The 16034-nt window shown below is 64.5% G+C and carries 11 protein-coding genes; 6 read left to right on the forward strand and 5 right to left on the reverse strand.

Going from position 1 to position 16034, the window contains the following annotated elements; all coding sequences use genetic code 11:
- Positions 1-24: 24 nt before the first annotated feature.
- Entirely contained in the window at positions 25-2124 is a 2100-nt protein-coding gene (locus JW897_RS03865) for a chemotaxis protein CheA (RefSeq protein ID WP_205465220.1), read from the reverse strand.
- Complete coding sequence (locus JW897_RS03870; RefSeq protein WP_205465221.1) at positions 2111-2416, reverse strand: STAS domain-containing protein; 306 nt, start codon at positions 2414-2416, stop codon at positions 2111-2113. The genes JW897_RS03865 and JW897_RS03870 overlap by 14 nt, the downstream gene beginning before the upstream one ends.
- Before the next feature lie 159 nt (positions 2417-2575).
- Between JW897_RS03870 and JW897_RS03875 the strand changes: the two genes are divergently transcribed.
- Positions 2576-4270, forward strand: a complete 1695-nt coding sequence (locus tag JW897_RS03875) for a methyl-accepting chemotaxis protein (RefSeq protein ID WP_205465222.1) — start codon at positions 2576-2578, stop codon at positions 4268-4270.
- Positions 4271-4315: 45 nt separating this feature from the next.
- Positions 4316-6061: a methyl-accepting chemotaxis protein gene (locus JW897_RS03880; RefSeq protein WP_053077464.1), complete on the forward strand. Its 1746-nt coding sequence runs from the start codon at positions 4316-4318 to the stop codon at positions 6059-6061.
- 149 nt (positions 6062-6210) lie between these two features.
- Here the strand turns inward: JW897_RS03880 and JW897_RS03885 are convergent, their stop codons facing one another.
- The gene (locus JW897_RS03885; protein ID WP_048415293.1) at positions 6211-6960 is read right to left on the reverse strand and encodes an endonuclease/exonuclease/phosphatase family protein; all 750 of its coding nucleotides are present in this window, start codon (positions 6958-6960) and stop codon (positions 6211-6213) included.
- A 364-nt stretch (positions 6961-7324) separates the two neighbouring features.
- On the opposite strand from JW897_RS03885, the gene JW897_RS03890 reads away from it, so the two are divergent.
- The 3 genes from JW897_RS03890 to JW897_RS03900 all read left to right on the forward strand — a co-directional run bounded on the left by JW897_RS03890 (position 7325) and on the right by JW897_RS03900 (position 10319).
- Entirely contained in the window at positions 7325-8971 is a 1647-nt protein-coding gene (locus JW897_RS03890; protein ID WP_205465223.1) for a methyl-accepting chemotaxis protein, read from the forward strand.
- A gap of 426 nt (positions 8972-9397) precedes the next feature.
- Positions 9398-9772, forward strand: coding sequence for a hypothetical protein (locus JW897_RS03895; protein WP_205465224.1), 375 nt, complete (start codon positions 9398-9400; stop codon positions 9770-9772).
- Between the two features lie 352 nt (positions 9773-10124).
- On the forward strand, positions 10125-10319 hold the full coding sequence (locus JW897_RS03900; RefSeq protein ID WP_048415295.1) for a hypothetical protein: 195 nt from the start codon (positions 10125-10127) through the stop codon (positions 10317-10319).
- A gap of 108 nt (positions 10320-10427) precedes the next feature.
- Here JW897_RS03900 and JW897_RS03905 read toward each other — a convergent pair whose 3' ends face one another.
- Positions 10428-12047, reverse strand: coding sequence for a methyl-accepting chemotaxis protein (locus JW897_RS03905; protein WP_048415296.1), 1620 nt, complete (start codon positions 12045-12047; stop codon positions 10428-10430).
- 331 nt (positions 12048-12378) lie between these two features.
- On the reverse strand, positions 12379-13998 hold the full coding sequence (locus JW897_RS03910) for a methyl-accepting chemotaxis protein (RefSeq protein WP_048415297.1): 1620 nt from the start codon (positions 13996-13998) through the stop codon (positions 12379-12381).
- A gap of 173 nt (positions 13999-14171) precedes the next feature.
- On the opposite strand from JW897_RS03910, the gene ggt reads away from it, so the two are divergent.
- The gene (gene ggt / locus JW897_RS03915; protein ID WP_205465225.1) at positions 14172-15929 is read left to right on the forward strand and encodes a gamma-glutamyltransferase; all 1758 of its coding nucleotides are present in this window, start codon (positions 14172-14174) and stop codon (positions 15927-15929) included.
- Positions 15930-16034: the final 105 nt, after the last annotated feature.

A 16034-nucleotide genomic window follows, 5' to 3' on the forward strand; every position in this document is an offset into this window, starting at 1 on the left:
AACCTCCCGGCGCGCACTCGCGCGCTAAATGACGTCGCTGGCCTGAGCCTCGCTGGACTGACGAATCCGCTTCCGCTCGCGGCGGCAGGCGTGATGGATCAGCTGCGGGATGTCCAGCACCAACGCCGGCTTGCCGTTGCCCAGAATGGTGGAGCCGCTGATGCCGCGCAGCGAGCGGAAAATCTCGCCCAGCGGCTTGATCACCGCCTGCACCTCGCCCATCAGGCGGTCCACCACCACGCCGGCGCGGTTTTCCCCGTAATGCACGATCACCACGTACTCCGGCCGCGTGGCCGGCGGCAGATTGAACAGCTCGCGCAAGGACACGAAGGGCAGCCAGTCGCCGCGCACATTGATCTGGCGCGCGTTCTGCCGCATCGCCTCCTCCGGCATGTCCACGCACTCGATCATCATGTCCAGCGGCATCACCAGCGAGGAATCGTTCACCTCCACCCGGAAGCCGTCGATGATGGCCAGCGTCAGCGGCAGCCGCAGCCGGAAAGTCGTGCCCTGGCCCGGCTGGGAAAAGATTTCGATCTCGCCGCGCAACAGCTCGATATTGCGCTTCACCACGTCCAGGCCCATGCCGCGACCGGACAGATCGCTCAAGGCGTGGGCGGTGGAAAAGCCGGGCAGGAAGATCAGCTGCAAGGTTTCCTGCTCGCTCAATTGCCGGCCCTCGCTCAGCAGGCCGCGCTCCAGCGCCTTGGCCAGCACCTTGTCGCGGTCTATGCCGCGGCCGTCGTCCTTGATCTCCACCACCACCGAGCCGGCGTCGTGGAAGGCGTTCAGCACCACCTTGCCCGTTTCCGGCTTGCCGGCCTCCCGCCGCTCCGCCGCCATCTCCAGCCCGTGGTCCACCGCGTTGCGCACCAAGTGCATCAGCGGGTCGGTCAGCCGCTCCACCATGGATTTGTCTATCTCGGTGTCCGCGCCGTGAATCGCCAGCTGTATCGACTTGCCCAGCTGCCGCGACACCTCGCGCACCATGCGCGGAAAGCGGCAGAACACCTCGTCCACCGGCACCATGCGCAAGGTCAGCGCGTCGTCGCGTATGCTCTCCACCAGGGTGTTGATGATGGCCACCGACTCCAGCAGCTCCGCGTCGCAGCGGTTCTGCGCAATCAATTTGGTGCCGGCGGAGGCGATCACCAGCTCGCCCACCCGGTTGATCAGCCGGTCCAGCTTGCCGGCCTCCACCCGGATATAGTGACTGTCGCCGCGCGTCGGCCGTCCCGCCGCCGCGCCCGGCTCGCCCGCGGCCCCGCCGCCCGGCCGCGCCAGCCAGGGCGCCTCGCGCACCCGTTCCGCCTCCGCCGCCGTCAAGGCGCCGCGCGCCAGCCAACGCGACAGCTGCGGCTCTATCGATTCGCCCAGGCGCTCCGCCAGCGAGCGGAACGCCGCCAGCGGCGCGCGCGGCGGCAGAATGCCCAGCAGGCTGCCCTCCGCGACGAACTCAAAAGCGTCGCGCACCTGCTCCAGGCTGGCCGCGGACTCCAGGCTCAACTCCAGGCCGATCAAGCAATCCGTCGGCTCCAGCTCGGCGAAGGGCGGCAGCGGCGGCCACACCAGCTCTATCTCCCTCAGGGTGCCAAACTGCTCCAAAAACCTCAGGCAGGCCAAGGGATCAAAGCCGTCGCGGAACAAATCCGGATAAAAACGCAGCGACAACTGCCACAGCGGCGTGGCGGCGGCGTCCAGCGCGTCCTCGCCGGCCACCGCGCACGCCGCCTCGTCCAGCAAGAACAGCTGCAGGCGCTGCAACAGCGGCGCTCCGTCCGGCCAGGCCGGCTCCGCGTCCAGCGCCGACGCCTCCACCGCCTCCAGCATCCGCCGCAAATGATCGTTGCAGCTCAGCAGCAGGCTGACCAGATCGTCGCCCAGCGCGATCTTGCCGCCGCGCAGCCGCTCCAGCACGCTTTCCATCGCATGGGCGAAGGCCACCAGCGCGTCAAAGCCGAAAGTGCCGGCCGAGCCCTTGATGGTGTGCGCGGTGCGCAGCAGCAGGTTGAAGGTCTCCGCGTCGGCGGGAAAGGCCGTCGGGTCCAACAGCGCGCCTTCCAGCGCGTCGCACAACTCGCGGGACTCCTCCAGGAAAATCGCCCTGGCCTTACTCCAGTCCATCCTCGCCTCCCGACGGCGGCGCGGTCAGCGTCACGCCCAGCAACTGGAAAGCCTCGCTGACCATAGGATTGTCCGCCAGCAGCTCCAGCCGCCGCAGCTGCCGGCCAAAGGCCAGCAGCAACTGCAAGGCGCAGCCGTCCACCTCCGTCACCTCGGCGAAGCTCAGCGACACCGCCTCGTGTTCCAGCAGCGGCAACAACTCGCCCTTCAGCCGCTCCGCCGTGTAAATGCTCAGCTCCCCGCTCAGGCTGGCCCTGGTCCAGCCCTCGCCGGTTTCAACATGCAATGCCATTCCGTCCCCAGATCAAACGCCGACGGGGCGTTAACTCGCTGTTTTTACTTAAGTGTCAACACTAAAAGTAGTCAAGAAACGGATTGTTTTATAAAAAACAGTAAGCAGGCCCGGCCGGCGGAGGCGCGGGCACGGCAACAGCGGCATGGCGGGAGGTCTATGAAACTGAGCATCAAATCCCTGTTGACGGCCGGCGCCGGCGTTTTCGCCCTGCTCTTGCTGCTGCTTCTGCTCTGCACGCTGCGCCTGCGCCACGAGCTGGACCTGCAGGCCCAAGCGGAAGCGCAGCGCACTCAAAGCTATCTGCTGGCCAATGAGCTGAGGCAAAGCTCGGACGACCTCACCCGTCTGGTCCGCACCTACGCGGAAACCGCTGACCCGCGCTATGAACGGCAATACTGGACCGTGCTGGCGATACGCAACGGCCAGCAACCGCGCCCCCAGCACTACAACCGCATCTACTGGGACTTCCTGGCCGCCAACGACAGCAAGCCGCAGCCGGACGGCCCCGCCGTGCCGCTGCAACAGCTGATGCGGCAGGCCGGCTTCAGCGACGCCGAATTCGCCAAGCTCAAGGAAGCGCAGGCCAATTCAGACCGGCTGGTCAACACCGAAACCGTGGCCATGAACGCGATGAAAGGCCGCTTCGCCGACGGCCAGGGCGGCTTCAGCCGACTAGGCCCGCCCGATCCTGCGCTGGCCCGCCGCATCCTGCACGACCGCCAATACCACCTGGACAAGGCCGCCATCATGCAGCCGGTGGACGCCTTCTACCAGTTGATGGAACAGCGCACCAATCAGGCCGTCGCCCAGGCCCGCGCTCAGGCCGGGCAATGGCTGGCCGTCGTCATCGCGCTGATGCTGGCCGGCTGCGCGCTGGGCCTGCTGCTGTTCTGGACCCTCTACCGCCGGCTGTTCGCCATGCTGGGCGACGAGCCGCTGCGCGTCACCCGCCAGATGCGGGCGGTGGCCGCCGGCGACCTCGCCGCCGCCGCGCCGCCCGGCGGCTACCCGGCCGGCAGCTTGGCGGAAGCCATGCTTCAGACCGTCTCCACGCTCAGCCGCGCCATCGCGGACTCTCAGCGCGGCGCCGGCCATCTGTCGATGCTGTCCGCGCAGATCAACCACAGCTCGCAGCAGCTGTCCCTCAACACCAACGGACAAGCCGCCGGCCTGGCCGAGGCCGCCGGTTCGCTGGAACAGATCTCCTCCGCCATCAGCCAGAGCAGCGACAACGCCAAGCTGACCGAAACCATGGCCATGCAGGCGGCGGACGACGCGCGCCGGGGCGGCGAAATCGTCGAACGCACCGTACAGGGCATGCAGCGCATCGCCGACCACATCTCGGTGATAGACGACATCGCCTATCAGACCAATCTGCTGGCGCTCAACGCCGCCATCGAGGCCGCTCGCGCCGGCAAGCAAGGCAGCGGCTTCACCGTCGTGGCCCAGGAAGTGCGCAAGCTGGCGGAACGCAGCCAAGTGGCCGCCCGCGAGATCAGCGGCATGACCGCCAGCGGGGTCCAGCTCGCCGGCCAGGCCGGCGCGCAACTGGCCGCCATCGTGTCCTCCAGCGGCAGAACCGCCAGCCTGATCCGGGAAATCGCCGTCGCCGCCAACGAACAAGCGCAAGGCGTCGGCCTGATCAATCTCACCATCCAGCAATTGAGCGCCGCCACCCGACAAAACGCCGGCCTGGTGGAAGAACTCGCCGCCATCTCGGCGGACAGCCGCGGCCACGCGGACCAAGTGCATGCCCAGATCCAGCGTTTCCATGCCGCTCCCGCTCCCCCGACCAGAGGAGAAACCAGCGCCGCCGGCCGCGTCCCCGCGGGCCATGGACCCCGTCATTGACCGGCCTTTACCCCATCTCAAGCCGCACTGTGAGGACTTCTCCCCATGAAAAACTTTCGCGCCAACCAAGCCATCACCGGCCTGCTGATTCTCATCGCGCTCACCTTCATCGGCGTGATCTATACCTTCGTCTCCATGCGCCAGGCGGTGGACGTGATGAGCGCCGCCAGCGAGAGCCGCTACCACTCCTACCTGCTGGCCTCGGAACTGCGGCAAAGCTCGGACGATTTGACCCGGCTGGGCCGCACCTACGTCGTCACCGGCGACCCCAGCTATGAGCAGCAGTACAACCGCGTGCTGGACATCCGCAACGGCAAGGCACCTCGCCCGCAGGAATACAACCGCATCTACTGGGACTTCGTCGCCGCCGGCCAGGACAAGCCCAGGCCGGACAGCGAAACCGTGCCCTTGCAGACCCTGATGCAACAAGCCGGCTTCACCGACGCCGAATTCGCCAAGCTCAAGGAGGCGCAGGCCAATTCCGACGGCCTGGTCAATCTGGAAGTGCGGGCGATGAACGCGGTCAAGGGCAAGTTCGCCGACGCCCAGGGTCAGTACACCGTCAGCGGCCAGCCTGACATGGAACTGGCGCGCAAGCTGGTGCACAGCAAGGAATACCACCAGTTCAAAGCCCAGATCATGAAGCCCATCGACGACTTCTTCGTGCTGCTGGACCAGCGCACCAACGCCGCGCTGGCGCAGGCCAAGGACAGGCTGTCCGGCGCCCAGCTGCAATTCCTCACCGCCATCGTGCTGCTGGTGGGCGAAATCCTGCTGCTGATCCTGCTGGGCCGCCGCCAGATCCACACCCAGCTGGGCGGCTCGGTCACCGACATCGAAGGCGTGCTGCAGGAAATCGCCTCCGGCAACCTGGCGGTGGACGTGCCCAAGGCGCCGGAAGCCAGCGCGCTGGGCCAGATCGGCGTGATGAACCAGCGGCTGCGCCGGCTGATAGGCGAAGTCAACAACAACGCCGGCCAGCTGGTCAGCGCCGTAGGCTCGCTGCACCAGACCACCAGCCGCATCAGCGAAGACGCGGACCAGGTCAACCAGGCCATCAGCTCCAGCGCCGCCACCATTGAACAGATCACCGTCAGCGTCACCCACGTCGCCGACACCACCGCGGACGCCAACGCCATCATCGGCCAGGCCAACAGCAGCGCCGAACGCGGCCGCCAGGCGGTGCACCAGGTGTCCGCCGAGGTGGGCAAGCTGTCCCAGGCCATGACCACCCTCAGCGACACCCTGAACTCGCTGGGCACCCGCTCCGAGGAAATCAGCTCCATCGTCAACGTGATCAAGGACATCGCCGATCAGACCAATCTGCTGGCGCTCAACGCGGCGATCGAAGCGGCGCGCGCCGGCGAAATGGGCCGCGGCTTCGCGGTGGTGGCCGACGAAGTGCGCAAGCTGGCCGAGCGCACTGCCCAGGCCACCACTGAAATCACCAGCATGACCCAGGGCATGCGCCAGCAAACCGCCGGCACCGTCGCCAGCATGCAGCAGGCTCGCTCCACCGTGGACCAGAGCGTGGACCTGGCCCAGGGCGCGGCCAGCGAGATCGAAAACATCGGCGGCCTGATGCGGCAGGTGGTGGACACCTTCACCCAGATCACCCACGCCACCCGCGAGCAATCCACCGCCGTCGGCAACATCGCCCACACCACCGAGCACATCAACGGCATGACCCGCAGCACCTCGGAAGTGGCGCAAGGCGCCAGCGCCACCCTCAGCGAGCTGAACGGCCACGCCAGCAAGCTGAAGAACGTGGTGGAGCGCTTCCACCTCTAAACCGGTCCGTGACAAAGCAGCAGGGCTCCGCAATGCGGAGCCCTGCTGCTCTTATCCTCTGTTTACGATCTTTTCCAGTATTTTGAATGTGGACTGAGACACATAGGGAGCGGCGTAAACGGCTGAAAAACGGCTTTAAGATCTGGCCTTCAAATCGGCGCCAAACTGGCGGACAGCGGCAAATGATCGGACAGCCGCGACCACGGCGCGCCCTTCAGCACCTCCGCCTCCAGCGGCTTCAGCCCGCGCACATAGATCCGGTCCAGCGGCAGCATCGGCATCCGCGCCGGGAAGCTACGCGCATGGCGGCCGAACAGTTGATCGAACACCTCCACCAGGCCCAGGCTGTCCATCAGCTGATCGGTAGCCTCCTCGCGCCAGTCGTTGAAATCGCCGGCCAGGATCAGCGGCGCGTCCGCCGGCACGTTCTCGCGCACATAGCGCGCCAGGTCCAGGTACTGCTTGCGCCGGTCCCGCGCCAGCAGATTGAAATGGCCGCACAAGGTCACCACCGGGCGCTTCCAGCCCGCCGGCGTCAGCTGGCAATGCAGCAGGCCGCGGTTCTCGAAGCGGTTGACCGAGATGTCGCGGTTGCACCAGGTGTTGATGGGAAAACGCGTCAGCAAGGCGTTGCCGTGGTGGCCGTGCTCATAGGCCGCGTTCAGGCCGTAAGCCGCCTTGTGGTCCAGCCGGCGCGCCAGGAAATGATGCTGCGGCAGCTTGGGCCAGCTGGCGTGCTGCAAGGCGCGTTCTATGTTCTTGCCCTGCACCTCCTGCAAGAACAGCACGTCGGCGTCTATGGACTCCAGCGCGGAGGCCATATCGCCCAGCCGCACATGGCGGTTCAGCGGCGACATGCCCTTGTGGATGTTGTAAGTGGCTACGGTAATGGCTTTCATGCGATGCGCTTCTTTATCGGGCGGGCTGGACGCCCGCCGCTTTCGTGAGCCGCCGGCGTCGCCGGCCGCTTCAACTGCCCCGTGAACAAGCTAGCTCAGACCATAGGCCGCGAGCCTCGTTCCCCGCCTCCGCCGTCCGTCGCCGGAAAACGCCTCAGTTTCAAAGATAAGCGCTGACGGCGCAATTTCAATCTCCGCCCCGCCGCCGTTTGTCTTCAGCTGAAAAATCATCAGCCTAACAAGAACTGCCCGTCTGCAAAATTTCCAATATCAGTCATTGCAAGATGAATACAGCTGCACTACACACTTATAACAGTAGCTAGAAAACAATGCGTGGTTATCGGCGGAAGTTAGGGAGCGAGCGATGGGAAACTTTCTTGCGCAGTTCAGCATCAAGGTCAAGATTTTCGGCCTGATCCTGTTGGGCGTGCTGGCCAGTGTGATTATCGGGGGGGTAGGCATTAGAAGCACGTCTGACATGAACGACCTCACCGTCGACATGCACGATAATTTACTGATGTCCGTCTACTGGGTGGCGGTGGCCAACCAAAACGCGATCTACATCAGCCGATCCGACTACCGCTTTATCGCTGAAACCGACAAGAAACAAATGGACCAGGTCACCGCCAACCGCAGTAAATTCTTGGCGGAGATGAACCGGCTGCTGGACCTCTACCGCAAAACCATACTCACCCCGCCGGAAGTGGACGCTCTCAAGCGCTTTGACGCCGCCTGGCCGGTGATGGAGGAAGCCTGCAAGAAAGTGCGCGACCTCAGCTACAGCGACACCGGCGACGGCGTCAACAACAAGAAGGCCGTGGAACTGATGGCCAAGGAATGCCGGCCCAAATTCCAGGCGGTCGACGACATCATGAGCCAGATCGTCGACATCAACGTAAAAGGGGCCGACAAGGCCTTGCAAGAAGCCTCCGCCAAATACGAGAAGGCGCGCAACACCGTCGTCACCGTGCTGGTGATCGCCGTGATCGTGCTGCTGGCGCTGGGCGTGATGATACAGAACGGCATCGTCGGCAGCCTGAAAAAAGGCATGGAAGCGCTGTTTCAGCTCGGTAGCGGCGACCTGACCGGCACTATCGAAGTACAGGGCAAGGACGAAGTGGCCCAGATGATGCAATCCCTGTCAGACACCCAGAAAAAACTGCGCGTCACCGTGGGCGACATCATCAACTCCGCCTCCAGCGTGGCCGCCACCGCCGAGGAGCTGGCGGCCTCCACCGAGCAAGTCAGCGCCAGCATCGGCCAGCAGGTCAACGCCACCTCCAGCGCCGCCGCCTCGATCGAGGAACTGACCGTCAGCATCGACCAATGCTCCAACAACGCCTCGCTGGCGGACTCCCAGGCCAGCGAAGCCGGCAGCCAGGCCAAGATAGGCAATAAGGAAGTGCAGGACTCCACCCAGCAGGTGCGCAAGGTCAACGACAGCGTGGCCGCCTCCGCCAACAACCTGGAATCCCTGTCCGAGCAGGCGCAGATGATCAGCAGCATCGCCACCGTGATCAAGGAAGTGGCCGACCAGACCAATCTCTTGGCGCTCAACGCCGCCATCGAGGCCGCGCGCGCCGGCGAACAGGGCCGCGGTTTCGCCGTGGTGGCCGACGAGGTGCGCAAGCTGGCCGAGCGCACCACCGGTTCCGCCACCGAAATCACCCAGATGATCGCCAAGATCCAGGCCGGGGCCAGGGAGGCCGTGGACAGCATGCGCAACAGCCGCCACATCGTCAGCCAGGTGGTGGAATCGTCGGAACACGTGTCCACCACCATCAGCTCGGTGGAGGAAAGCGCGGAAGGCGTGGTGGGCGCCATCAGCGACATCGCCATGGCGATGCAGGAGCAACGTCAGGCCAGCACCGACTTGGCCGGCCGCGTGGAGGCCATCGCCCAGATGTCCAAGGAAAACGGCATTGCGGTGGATGTGTTCTCGCAAGCCACCCGCGAATTGGCGGTGGTGGCGGAGCGGCTGCAACAAACCACCCTCGCCTTCAAGTTGTAATTCACAGGCTTCATCCCCCGCCCCTCGGCCTGATCCGCGGGGCAGTTTTTTTTCACCCTTGCCGGTCCTTGATTGACAGCGCCGGCCCGCCTCGCCAACAATAGCCCCGCGCCGCTGCAATTGCGGCGCTCGGGCTTGGACTCCCGACGTTAAGACTATCCGGCAGACCGCGGCCTCCCCGCGCTCTGTCTCGCTATTGCTTTGCCTATTCGGGCGGGCCGTGGCGAGGGCACCTCGCGGTGCGCCGGTCTTGGATAGTCTCCCGGTAGTCCAACCTTGTCATGCGCCCGCCTAGCCGCGCCCCGCGGCCTGGCCGGCATTAGCTTGAGGAGGTTGCAATGTTGAAATCCTTTAGGCGCTTACCCCGCCGCGCATCCCCGTCCTTCCCCGCGCCGACGCCGGCCTGCTCCCAACAGGAGGCCCGCGATGAGTGACTCCAAAAAAGATGAACTGCGCGCCTTCTACCGTCTGCTGGAGGCCCGCGAAGCCAAACTGCCCTTTGTCGGCCCCTCGCAAGACCGCAGCCATCCGCATTACTGGCATGTGCCTCTATGCCGGGACTTTTCGGAAGCCTACTCGCTGGGCGAACGCCATGGCCGCGCGCTGGTTGATCTGTTCCGCCAGCACCCGGACCACGCCGGCCACGGCCTGCTCAGCCGCATTGTTCACGATATGAACTTGTTCGACTTCAGCCCGCAGCGCGGCGCCTGGGCCGGTTTCTTCGACCATCTGGAAGTGCTGATCGCCGTCAGCATCCGCATGCACGAGTCCGACGCCGAGGCGCAAGCCGGGCCGTCCTGAGCCGCAAAACGCGCCCGGACGGCCTGCGTCCGGGCGGTTTTGGGGATTGTGGCAATGGCTGGCGTGGGCAATCTATGGTACAAAGCCTGCAATCCTTGTCCGCGCTTACGCTGGCAAGGCGGCTGCGCGAGTCACCTGTTTGATCCATTCACCCTCCCTCTTGGTGCCGGATAAAAACCACAGGCGGGTGACTCGCCCAGCCGGAATGCTTGTCGTTTTCATCCCCCCGCCCCGCGCCCCAGCTGCTTTCCCGCTCAAATCCCATCCGTCAACGGCCAGAAAGGCCCGGTGCGCATTCCGCCCCGCGCCTTACCATGGGGTTTCGATTCATCAATCCGTAAAGGAGAGTCAGATGGCTAAAAGCAAGCGCGCCGCCAAGAAACTGGCGGCGCTGGCCGACAAGGTGCGCGGGCAGAAGAAGGCGACCAAATCAGCCAGGAAGCTGGCCGCCAAGGTGCTGAAGCACCCGATGACCGACAAGCCGGCCAAGCAAAAAGAGCGGAAGCGCGCCAAGAAGGACAAGGCGGACAAGCAGCAGGCTGAATAAGACCCGCTAAGCCCTCCCCCCGCGGCGGCTCAAATCCTTGAGCCTGCGCGCAGAAAGGCGGCCGTCGGCGTTTACGCCGCGCCGCCTTTCCGCATTCCGGCCTGACGATCACACCTGATAGGCCGATACCGTTTGTAGAATCACCCGCGCCTGCTGGCTCAGCTGCCCGGCGGCGTCCGCCGAGCCGCTGGACGCCGAGGAGTTTTCCTCCGCCATCTGGGCGATCTGTTCCACGCGCTGGGCAATGGTGTTGCTGGCCACGCTCTGCTCGGCGATGCTGTTGGAGATGTCGCGCACCAATTCCATCGCCTTGCCGCTGCTGTCCCGTATGCCGTCGATGGCGTCGTTGGCGGCGCGGGTGTTGGCGGTTTCCTGGTGCACCTGATCCACCACTTTCTCCATGCTTTGCACCGCTTCCAGCGTGCTGCTTTGCATTTTGTTGATGATGTTGGCGATTTCCGTGGTGGAGCTGGCGGTGCGCTCGGCCAGCTTGCGCACCTCGTCCGCCACCACGGCGAAGCCGCGGCCCATCTCGCCGGCGCGCGCCGCCTCGATCGCCGCGTTGAGCGCCAAGAGATTGGTCTGATCCGCGATGTCCTTGATCACCCCCATCACCGAGGCGATGGTGGCGCTGTCTTCCTTCAACTGCCCAATGCGCTGCGCGGCGTCGGTAATCGCGCCGGCCACCTCGGTGATGCCGCGCACGGTGGCGGAAATCACCTGGCCGCCCTCGGTCGCCATCTCTCCGGCCTGCTGCGACTGGCCGCGCGCTTCCACCGCGCTGGAGGCGACATGGTTGATGCTCACCGTCATCTGTTCCACCGCCGCCGCCATCGCCGCGGCGGACTCGCTTTGCATTTCCGAACTACGGGCAATCTCATGGGTATTGTTGGCCAGGCCGGACATCGCGCCGTCGATGGAGCCGATGCTGTCGCGGATTTCGCGGAAGCTGCGTTGCAAGTTCTCCAGCAACTGATTGAAGGCGGTGGCGGTTTCCCCTACCTCGTCCATGCGCCCCACCGGCGCGCGCAAGGTGAAGTCTTTGTGCTGATTCACCCGGAACATGGTGGAGCGTATCTGGTTCAGGCTCAGGCGGATGTGGCTGAACAGCAGCCAGCCCAGGCCGCCGCTCAACAGCAGACAGGCGGCGATCACCGCCACCGAGCTGCCGAAGGCCATGCTGTAAGCGGCGGCGTTGTCCTTGGACAGGCTGTCCGCCATGCCGTAGTTGAAGTCGATATGGTCGTTGAGGTCCTTGGCCAGCGCCTTGGCGGACTCCGGTATCGGCCCCGTCACCAGCATTGCCTGCGTCGCCGCGCCCGGATGCTCGCGCGAGGCTTTCAAAAAGCCGTCGCGATGGCCGCGGTAGGCTTGCAGATCCGCCCGGTCTTGCTGCAACAGTTTGCGGTCGGCGTCGTTGGACAATAAGTCCTTTTCGTAAGCGTCCAGTACCTGATCCAGCGCCTTGTCGCCTTCGGAGATCTGCGTTTCGGCGTCCGTCTTGCTCTTGGCGTCGGCGGCGATGCCGTGGCGGTACGCCGCCACCCGCATCTTGGTCAAGGCCAGCAAGCCCTTGTCCAGCGCCTGAATGCTGGGAAAGGTGTTGTTCTTCAAATAATTGAATCGTTCATTGGCGCTGTGCAACTGCCACAAGCCGTAACTGCCGACGCCGATCAAGGCCAACATGGCCACCATCAAGGTCAGCATGAGCCGCTGTGAGATATTCATCCTTATTCTCCGTGTCTTCGCCCGATACCACATCTAGCTTTGTTATAGGCGCAGTCGGAAAACAGTAGAAAGTTCTAAATAAGAATATCCATTAAGCGTATAAATCCCGCGGCGGCGCGGCCTTAGAGCGACTGACAAAAATCAGTTTCACGGCTGAGGCAAGGCGCGCCGACGCAGGCAGCACTTGAGCACGGCAAGTCGGCGCAAAGCAGCATCAGGGGTTTTCGCCTTGTCTCGCCTTAGCTCGCGAGATCGTAAACAGGCTCTTAGAGCCTGTTCAAAGTCTCGCGAGCAAGAGCGAGACAAAACGCATCAGATTTTGAACAGGTGCTTACACCTGGTACTGGGTCACGGTGTTCAGGATGTTTTTCGCCTGCTGCTGCAATTGCTCCGCCGCGTCCGCCGAGGCGCTGGAGGCGGACGCGTTCTCCTCCGCCATCTGCGCGATCTGCTCCACTTTCTGGGCAATGGTGTTGCTGGCGCTGCTTTGCTCGTTGATGCTGCCGGAGATGTCCTTGACCAGCTCCATCGCCTGGCCGCTGCTGTCCTGGATCTTCTCTATCACGCTGCTGGCTTCGCGGGCGTTGTCGGTTTCCTGGTGCACCTGCTCCACCACTTTTTCCATGCTCTGCACCGCTTCCATCGTGCTGCTTTGCATCTTGTTGATGATGGCGCCGATCTCCGTGGTGGAGCTGGCGGTGCGCTCGGCCAGCTTGCGCACCTCGTCCGCCACCACCGCGAAGCCGCGGCCGGTTTCGCCGGCGCGCGCCGCCTCGATCGCCGCGTTCAAGGCCAAGAGATTGGTCTGATCGGCGATGTCCTTGATCACCCCCATCACCGAGGCGATGGTGGCGCTGTCGTCCTTCAACTGCCCGATGCGCTGGGAAGCGTCGGTAATCGCGCCCGCCACCTCGGAAATGCCCAGCACGGTGGCGGAGATCACCTGCCCGCCCTCGTTGGCCATGCTGCCGGCCTGCTGCGCCTGGGTGCGCGCCTCCACCGCGTTGTCGGCCACGTGGTTGATGCTCACCGTCATCTGCTCCACCGCCGCCGCCATCGCCCCGGCGGATTCGCTCTGCACCTCGGAGCTGCGCGCGATCTGATTGGTGTTGGCCGCCAGGCCGGAGGTGGCTTTGTCGATTTCTGAGATGTTGTCGCGTATGCCGCGGAAGCTGTGCTGCAAATCGTCCAGCAAGTGGTTGAAGGCGGCGGCGGTGCGGCCGATCTCGTCCTTGCGCAAGATCTTGGCGCGCAGGCGGAAGTCCTTGCTGGCGCTGACCTGATCCAAGGTTTCGCCTATCTGGCTCAGGCTGCTGCGGATGCTGCGGAACAAGGCGAAGCCCAGCGCGCCGCTGAGGATCAGGGCGCCCACGATCACCACCAGCGAGGAGATCAGCGCCTGCTCGTAGACCACGGCGTTGTCGGCGGACAATTTCTTGGCCAGGCCGTAATTGAATTCGATGTGTTCCTTGATGTCCTTGACCACGGTCTTGGCGGTGGCCAGCAGCGGACCGCCCACCAGCTCCCGCCGCGTGGCTTCCGCCGGCTGCTCGCGCGAGATCTTGAACACCGCGTCGCGCTGCTGGCGGTAGACGCGGATGTCCGCGCGGTCCTTTTCTATCATCCGGCGGTCTTCGTCGTCGGAAACCAGGTCTTTCTGGTAATGGTCCAGCGCCGTGTCCATCTGCTTGTCCAGCTGCGCGATGCTGGCCTCGATGTCGGCCTTGACCTTGGGGTCTTCGCTGATGCCGTGACGGTAAGTCAGCACCCGCATATCGGTTTGCGCCTGCAAGGCCTGGTCCAGGGTGTGGATGCTGGGGAAAGTGTTGGCCTGCAGATAATCGAAGCGCTCATTGGCCCGATGCAGCTGGAACAGCCCGTAGCTGCCCACAATGAACAAGCCGAGCAAGGCAACCGCCAAGGTCAGCAGCAAGCGTTGGGATATGCTCATGGTAGCCCCCTAGGTTCATGACTTATGAAACTCGATTCTTTATAGGCGTGGCCGCACGGTATTTTCAAATCATTTGGCATTTAAAATCAGGCTTTTGCGAAGCGGAGCTGACACCGTAGAATGTCCTCGCAATCACAACATTCATAAAACGCCAAGTACAAAGGAGAATCACCATGTCCTCATTCCGTTCCCGCCCAAGCCTGCTGCTGAGCGCGCTGGCCCTGAGCCTGAGCCTGGGCTTCAACGCCCCGGCGCTGGCGCTGAGCCCGCCGGCGGCGCCCCAGGTCAAATACGATTACGACTACGATGTGTTCCACCCGGTCTACGCCCGCAACGGCATGGTGGCCACCGAGCAGGGCCTGGCCACCCAGGTGGGGCTGGACATCCTGCGCCAGGGCGGCAACGCGGTGGACGCCGCGGTGGCGGTGGGCTTTGCGCTGGCGGTGACCCTGCCCAACGCCGGCAATCTGGGCGGCGGCGGCTTCATGGTGCTGCACGACGCCAAGAGCGGCCGCAACATCGCGCTGGATTTCCGCGAAATCGCGCCGGCCAAGGCCGGCCGCGACATGTATCTGGACGCCCAGGGCAAGGTGGTTGACGGCCGTTCGCTGTACACCCACCTGGCGGTGGGTGTGCCCGGCACCGTGGCCGGCCTGGCCCACGCCCAGCAGCGCTGGGGCAGCCTGCCGCTGGCCAAGGTGATCGCGCCGGCGGTGAAGCTGGCGGAGCAAGGCTTCGCGGTATCGCAAACGCTGGCCGAAATGCTGGAAGTGGAAAAAGACAATCTGGGCCGCTGGGACAGCAGCCGGGCGGTGTTCTTCCGCGACGGCCGCCCGCTGCGCGCCGGCGAGAAGCTGGTGCAGCGCGATCTGGGCAAATCGCTGCGCCTGATCGCGCAACAAGGGCCCAAGGCGTTCTACCAGGGCAGCATCGCCGACAAGATCGTGGCGGAGATGGCGCGCCACGGCGGCCTGATCGACAAGAAAGACCTGGCCGGCTACAAGGTGGAGGAGCGCGCGCCGGTCAGCGGCAGCTACCGCGGCTACCAGGTGGTGTCGATGCCGCCGCCCAGCTCCGGCGGCATCCACATCGTCCAGATCCTGAACCTGCTGGAACGCTACCCGCTGGCCGACTACGGCCCCAACAGCGCGCAAACCATCCACTACCTGGCCGAGGCGATGAAGCTGGCCTACGCCGACCGCTCCGAATACCTGGGCGACCCGGCCTTCGTCAAAGTGCCGCAGGCCGGGCTGACCTCCAAGCGCTACGCCGACCAGCTGGCGGCGACGATAGACCCGGCCAAGGCCCGCCCCGCCGCCGAGATCAAGCCCGGCAAGCCGCAGCCCTACGAAAGCGACCAGACCACCCACTACTCCATCGTGGACAAGCAGGGCAACGCGGTGGCGGTGACTTACACGCTGAACCTGAACTTCGGCAGCGGCATCATCGCCGGCGGCACCGGCATTCTGCTCAACAATGAGATGGACGACTTCTCCGTCAAGCCCGGCGTGCCCAACGCCTTCGGCCTGATCGGCGGCGACGCCAACGCGGTGGCGGCCGGCAAGCGGCCGCTGTCCTCGATGTCGCCGACCCTGGTGCTGAAGAACGGCAAGCCCTGGCTGGTCACCGGCAGCCCGGGCGGCGCGCGCATCATCACCACCACTTTGCAAACCATCGTCAACGCCATCGATTTCGGCATGAACCCGGCCGAAGCCGCGTCCACGCCGCGGGTCCACCATCAATGGCTGCCGGATGAATTGCGGGTGGAAAAGGGCTTGAGCCCGGACACGCTGCGCCTGCTGCGCGAACAGGGTTACAAGATCGCGGTCAAGCCCAGCATGGGCCGGACCCAGACCATACAGCTGCGCGACGGCGGCTTGTACGGCTATTCCGACCCGCGCAATCCGGACGGCGCCACCATGGGCTATTAAGACGCGCCGGCCGGGCGCTGTTCAAGGACGCGCCCGGCCGGCCGATAAAGCGATAAACCGGCATCGAAACTCAACCATAATGTAACAACGCATCCGAACCAGGCC

The sequence above is a fragment of the Chromobacterium alkanivorans genome (assembly GCF_016937655.1).
Lineage (GTDB): Bacteria > Pseudomonadota > Gammaproteobacteria > Burkholderiales > Chromobacteriaceae > Chromobacterium > Chromobacterium alkanivorans.

Excerpts from the sequence above, each read along its gene's own strand:
- JW897_RS03890 (WP_205465223.1), top strand. The coding sequence starts at position 7,325 with ATGGGAAACTTTCTTGCGCAGTTCAGCATCAAGGTCAAGATTTTCGGC.
- JW897_RS03905 (WP_048415296.1), bottom strand. The coding sequence starts at position 12,047 with ATGAATATCTCACAGCGGCTCATGCTGACCTTGATGGTGGCCATGTTG.
- JW897_RS03895 (WP_205465224.1), top strand. The coding sequence starts at position 9,398 with ATGAGTGACTCCAAAAAAGATGAACTGCGCGCCTTCTACCGTCTGCTG.
- JW897_RS03865 (WP_205465220.1), bottom strand. The coding sequence starts at position 2,124 with ATGGACTGGAGTAAGGCCAGGGCGATTTTCCTGGAGGAGTCCCGCGAG.
- JW897_RS03885 (WP_048415293.1), bottom strand. The coding sequence starts at position 6,960 with ATGAAAGCCATTACCGTAGCCACTTACAACATCCACAAGGGCATGTCG.
- JW897_RS03870 (WP_205465221.1), bottom strand. The coding sequence starts at position 2,416 with ATGGCATTGCATGTTGAAACCGGCGAGGGCTGGACCAGGGCCAGCCTG.
- JW897_RS03880 (WP_053077464.1), top strand. The coding sequence starts at position 4,316 with ATGAAAAACTTTCGCGCCAACCAAGCCATCACCGGCCTGCTGATTCTC.
- JW897_RS03900 (WP_048415295.1), top strand. The coding sequence starts at position 10,125 with ATGGCTAAAAGCAAGCGCGCCGCCAAGAAACTGGCGGCGCTGGCCGAC.
- JW897_RS03910 (WP_048415297.1), bottom strand. The coding sequence starts at position 13,998 with ATGAGCATATCCCAACGCTTGCTGCTGACCTTGGCGGTTGCCTTGCTC.
- ggt (WP_205465225.1), top strand. The coding sequence starts at position 14,172 with ATGTCCTCATTCCGTTCCCGCCCAAGCCTGCTGCTGAGCGCGCTGGCC.
- JW897_RS03875 (WP_205465222.1), top strand. The coding sequence starts at position 2,576 with ATGAAACTGAGCATCAAATCCCTGTTGACGGCCGGCGCCGGCGTTTTC.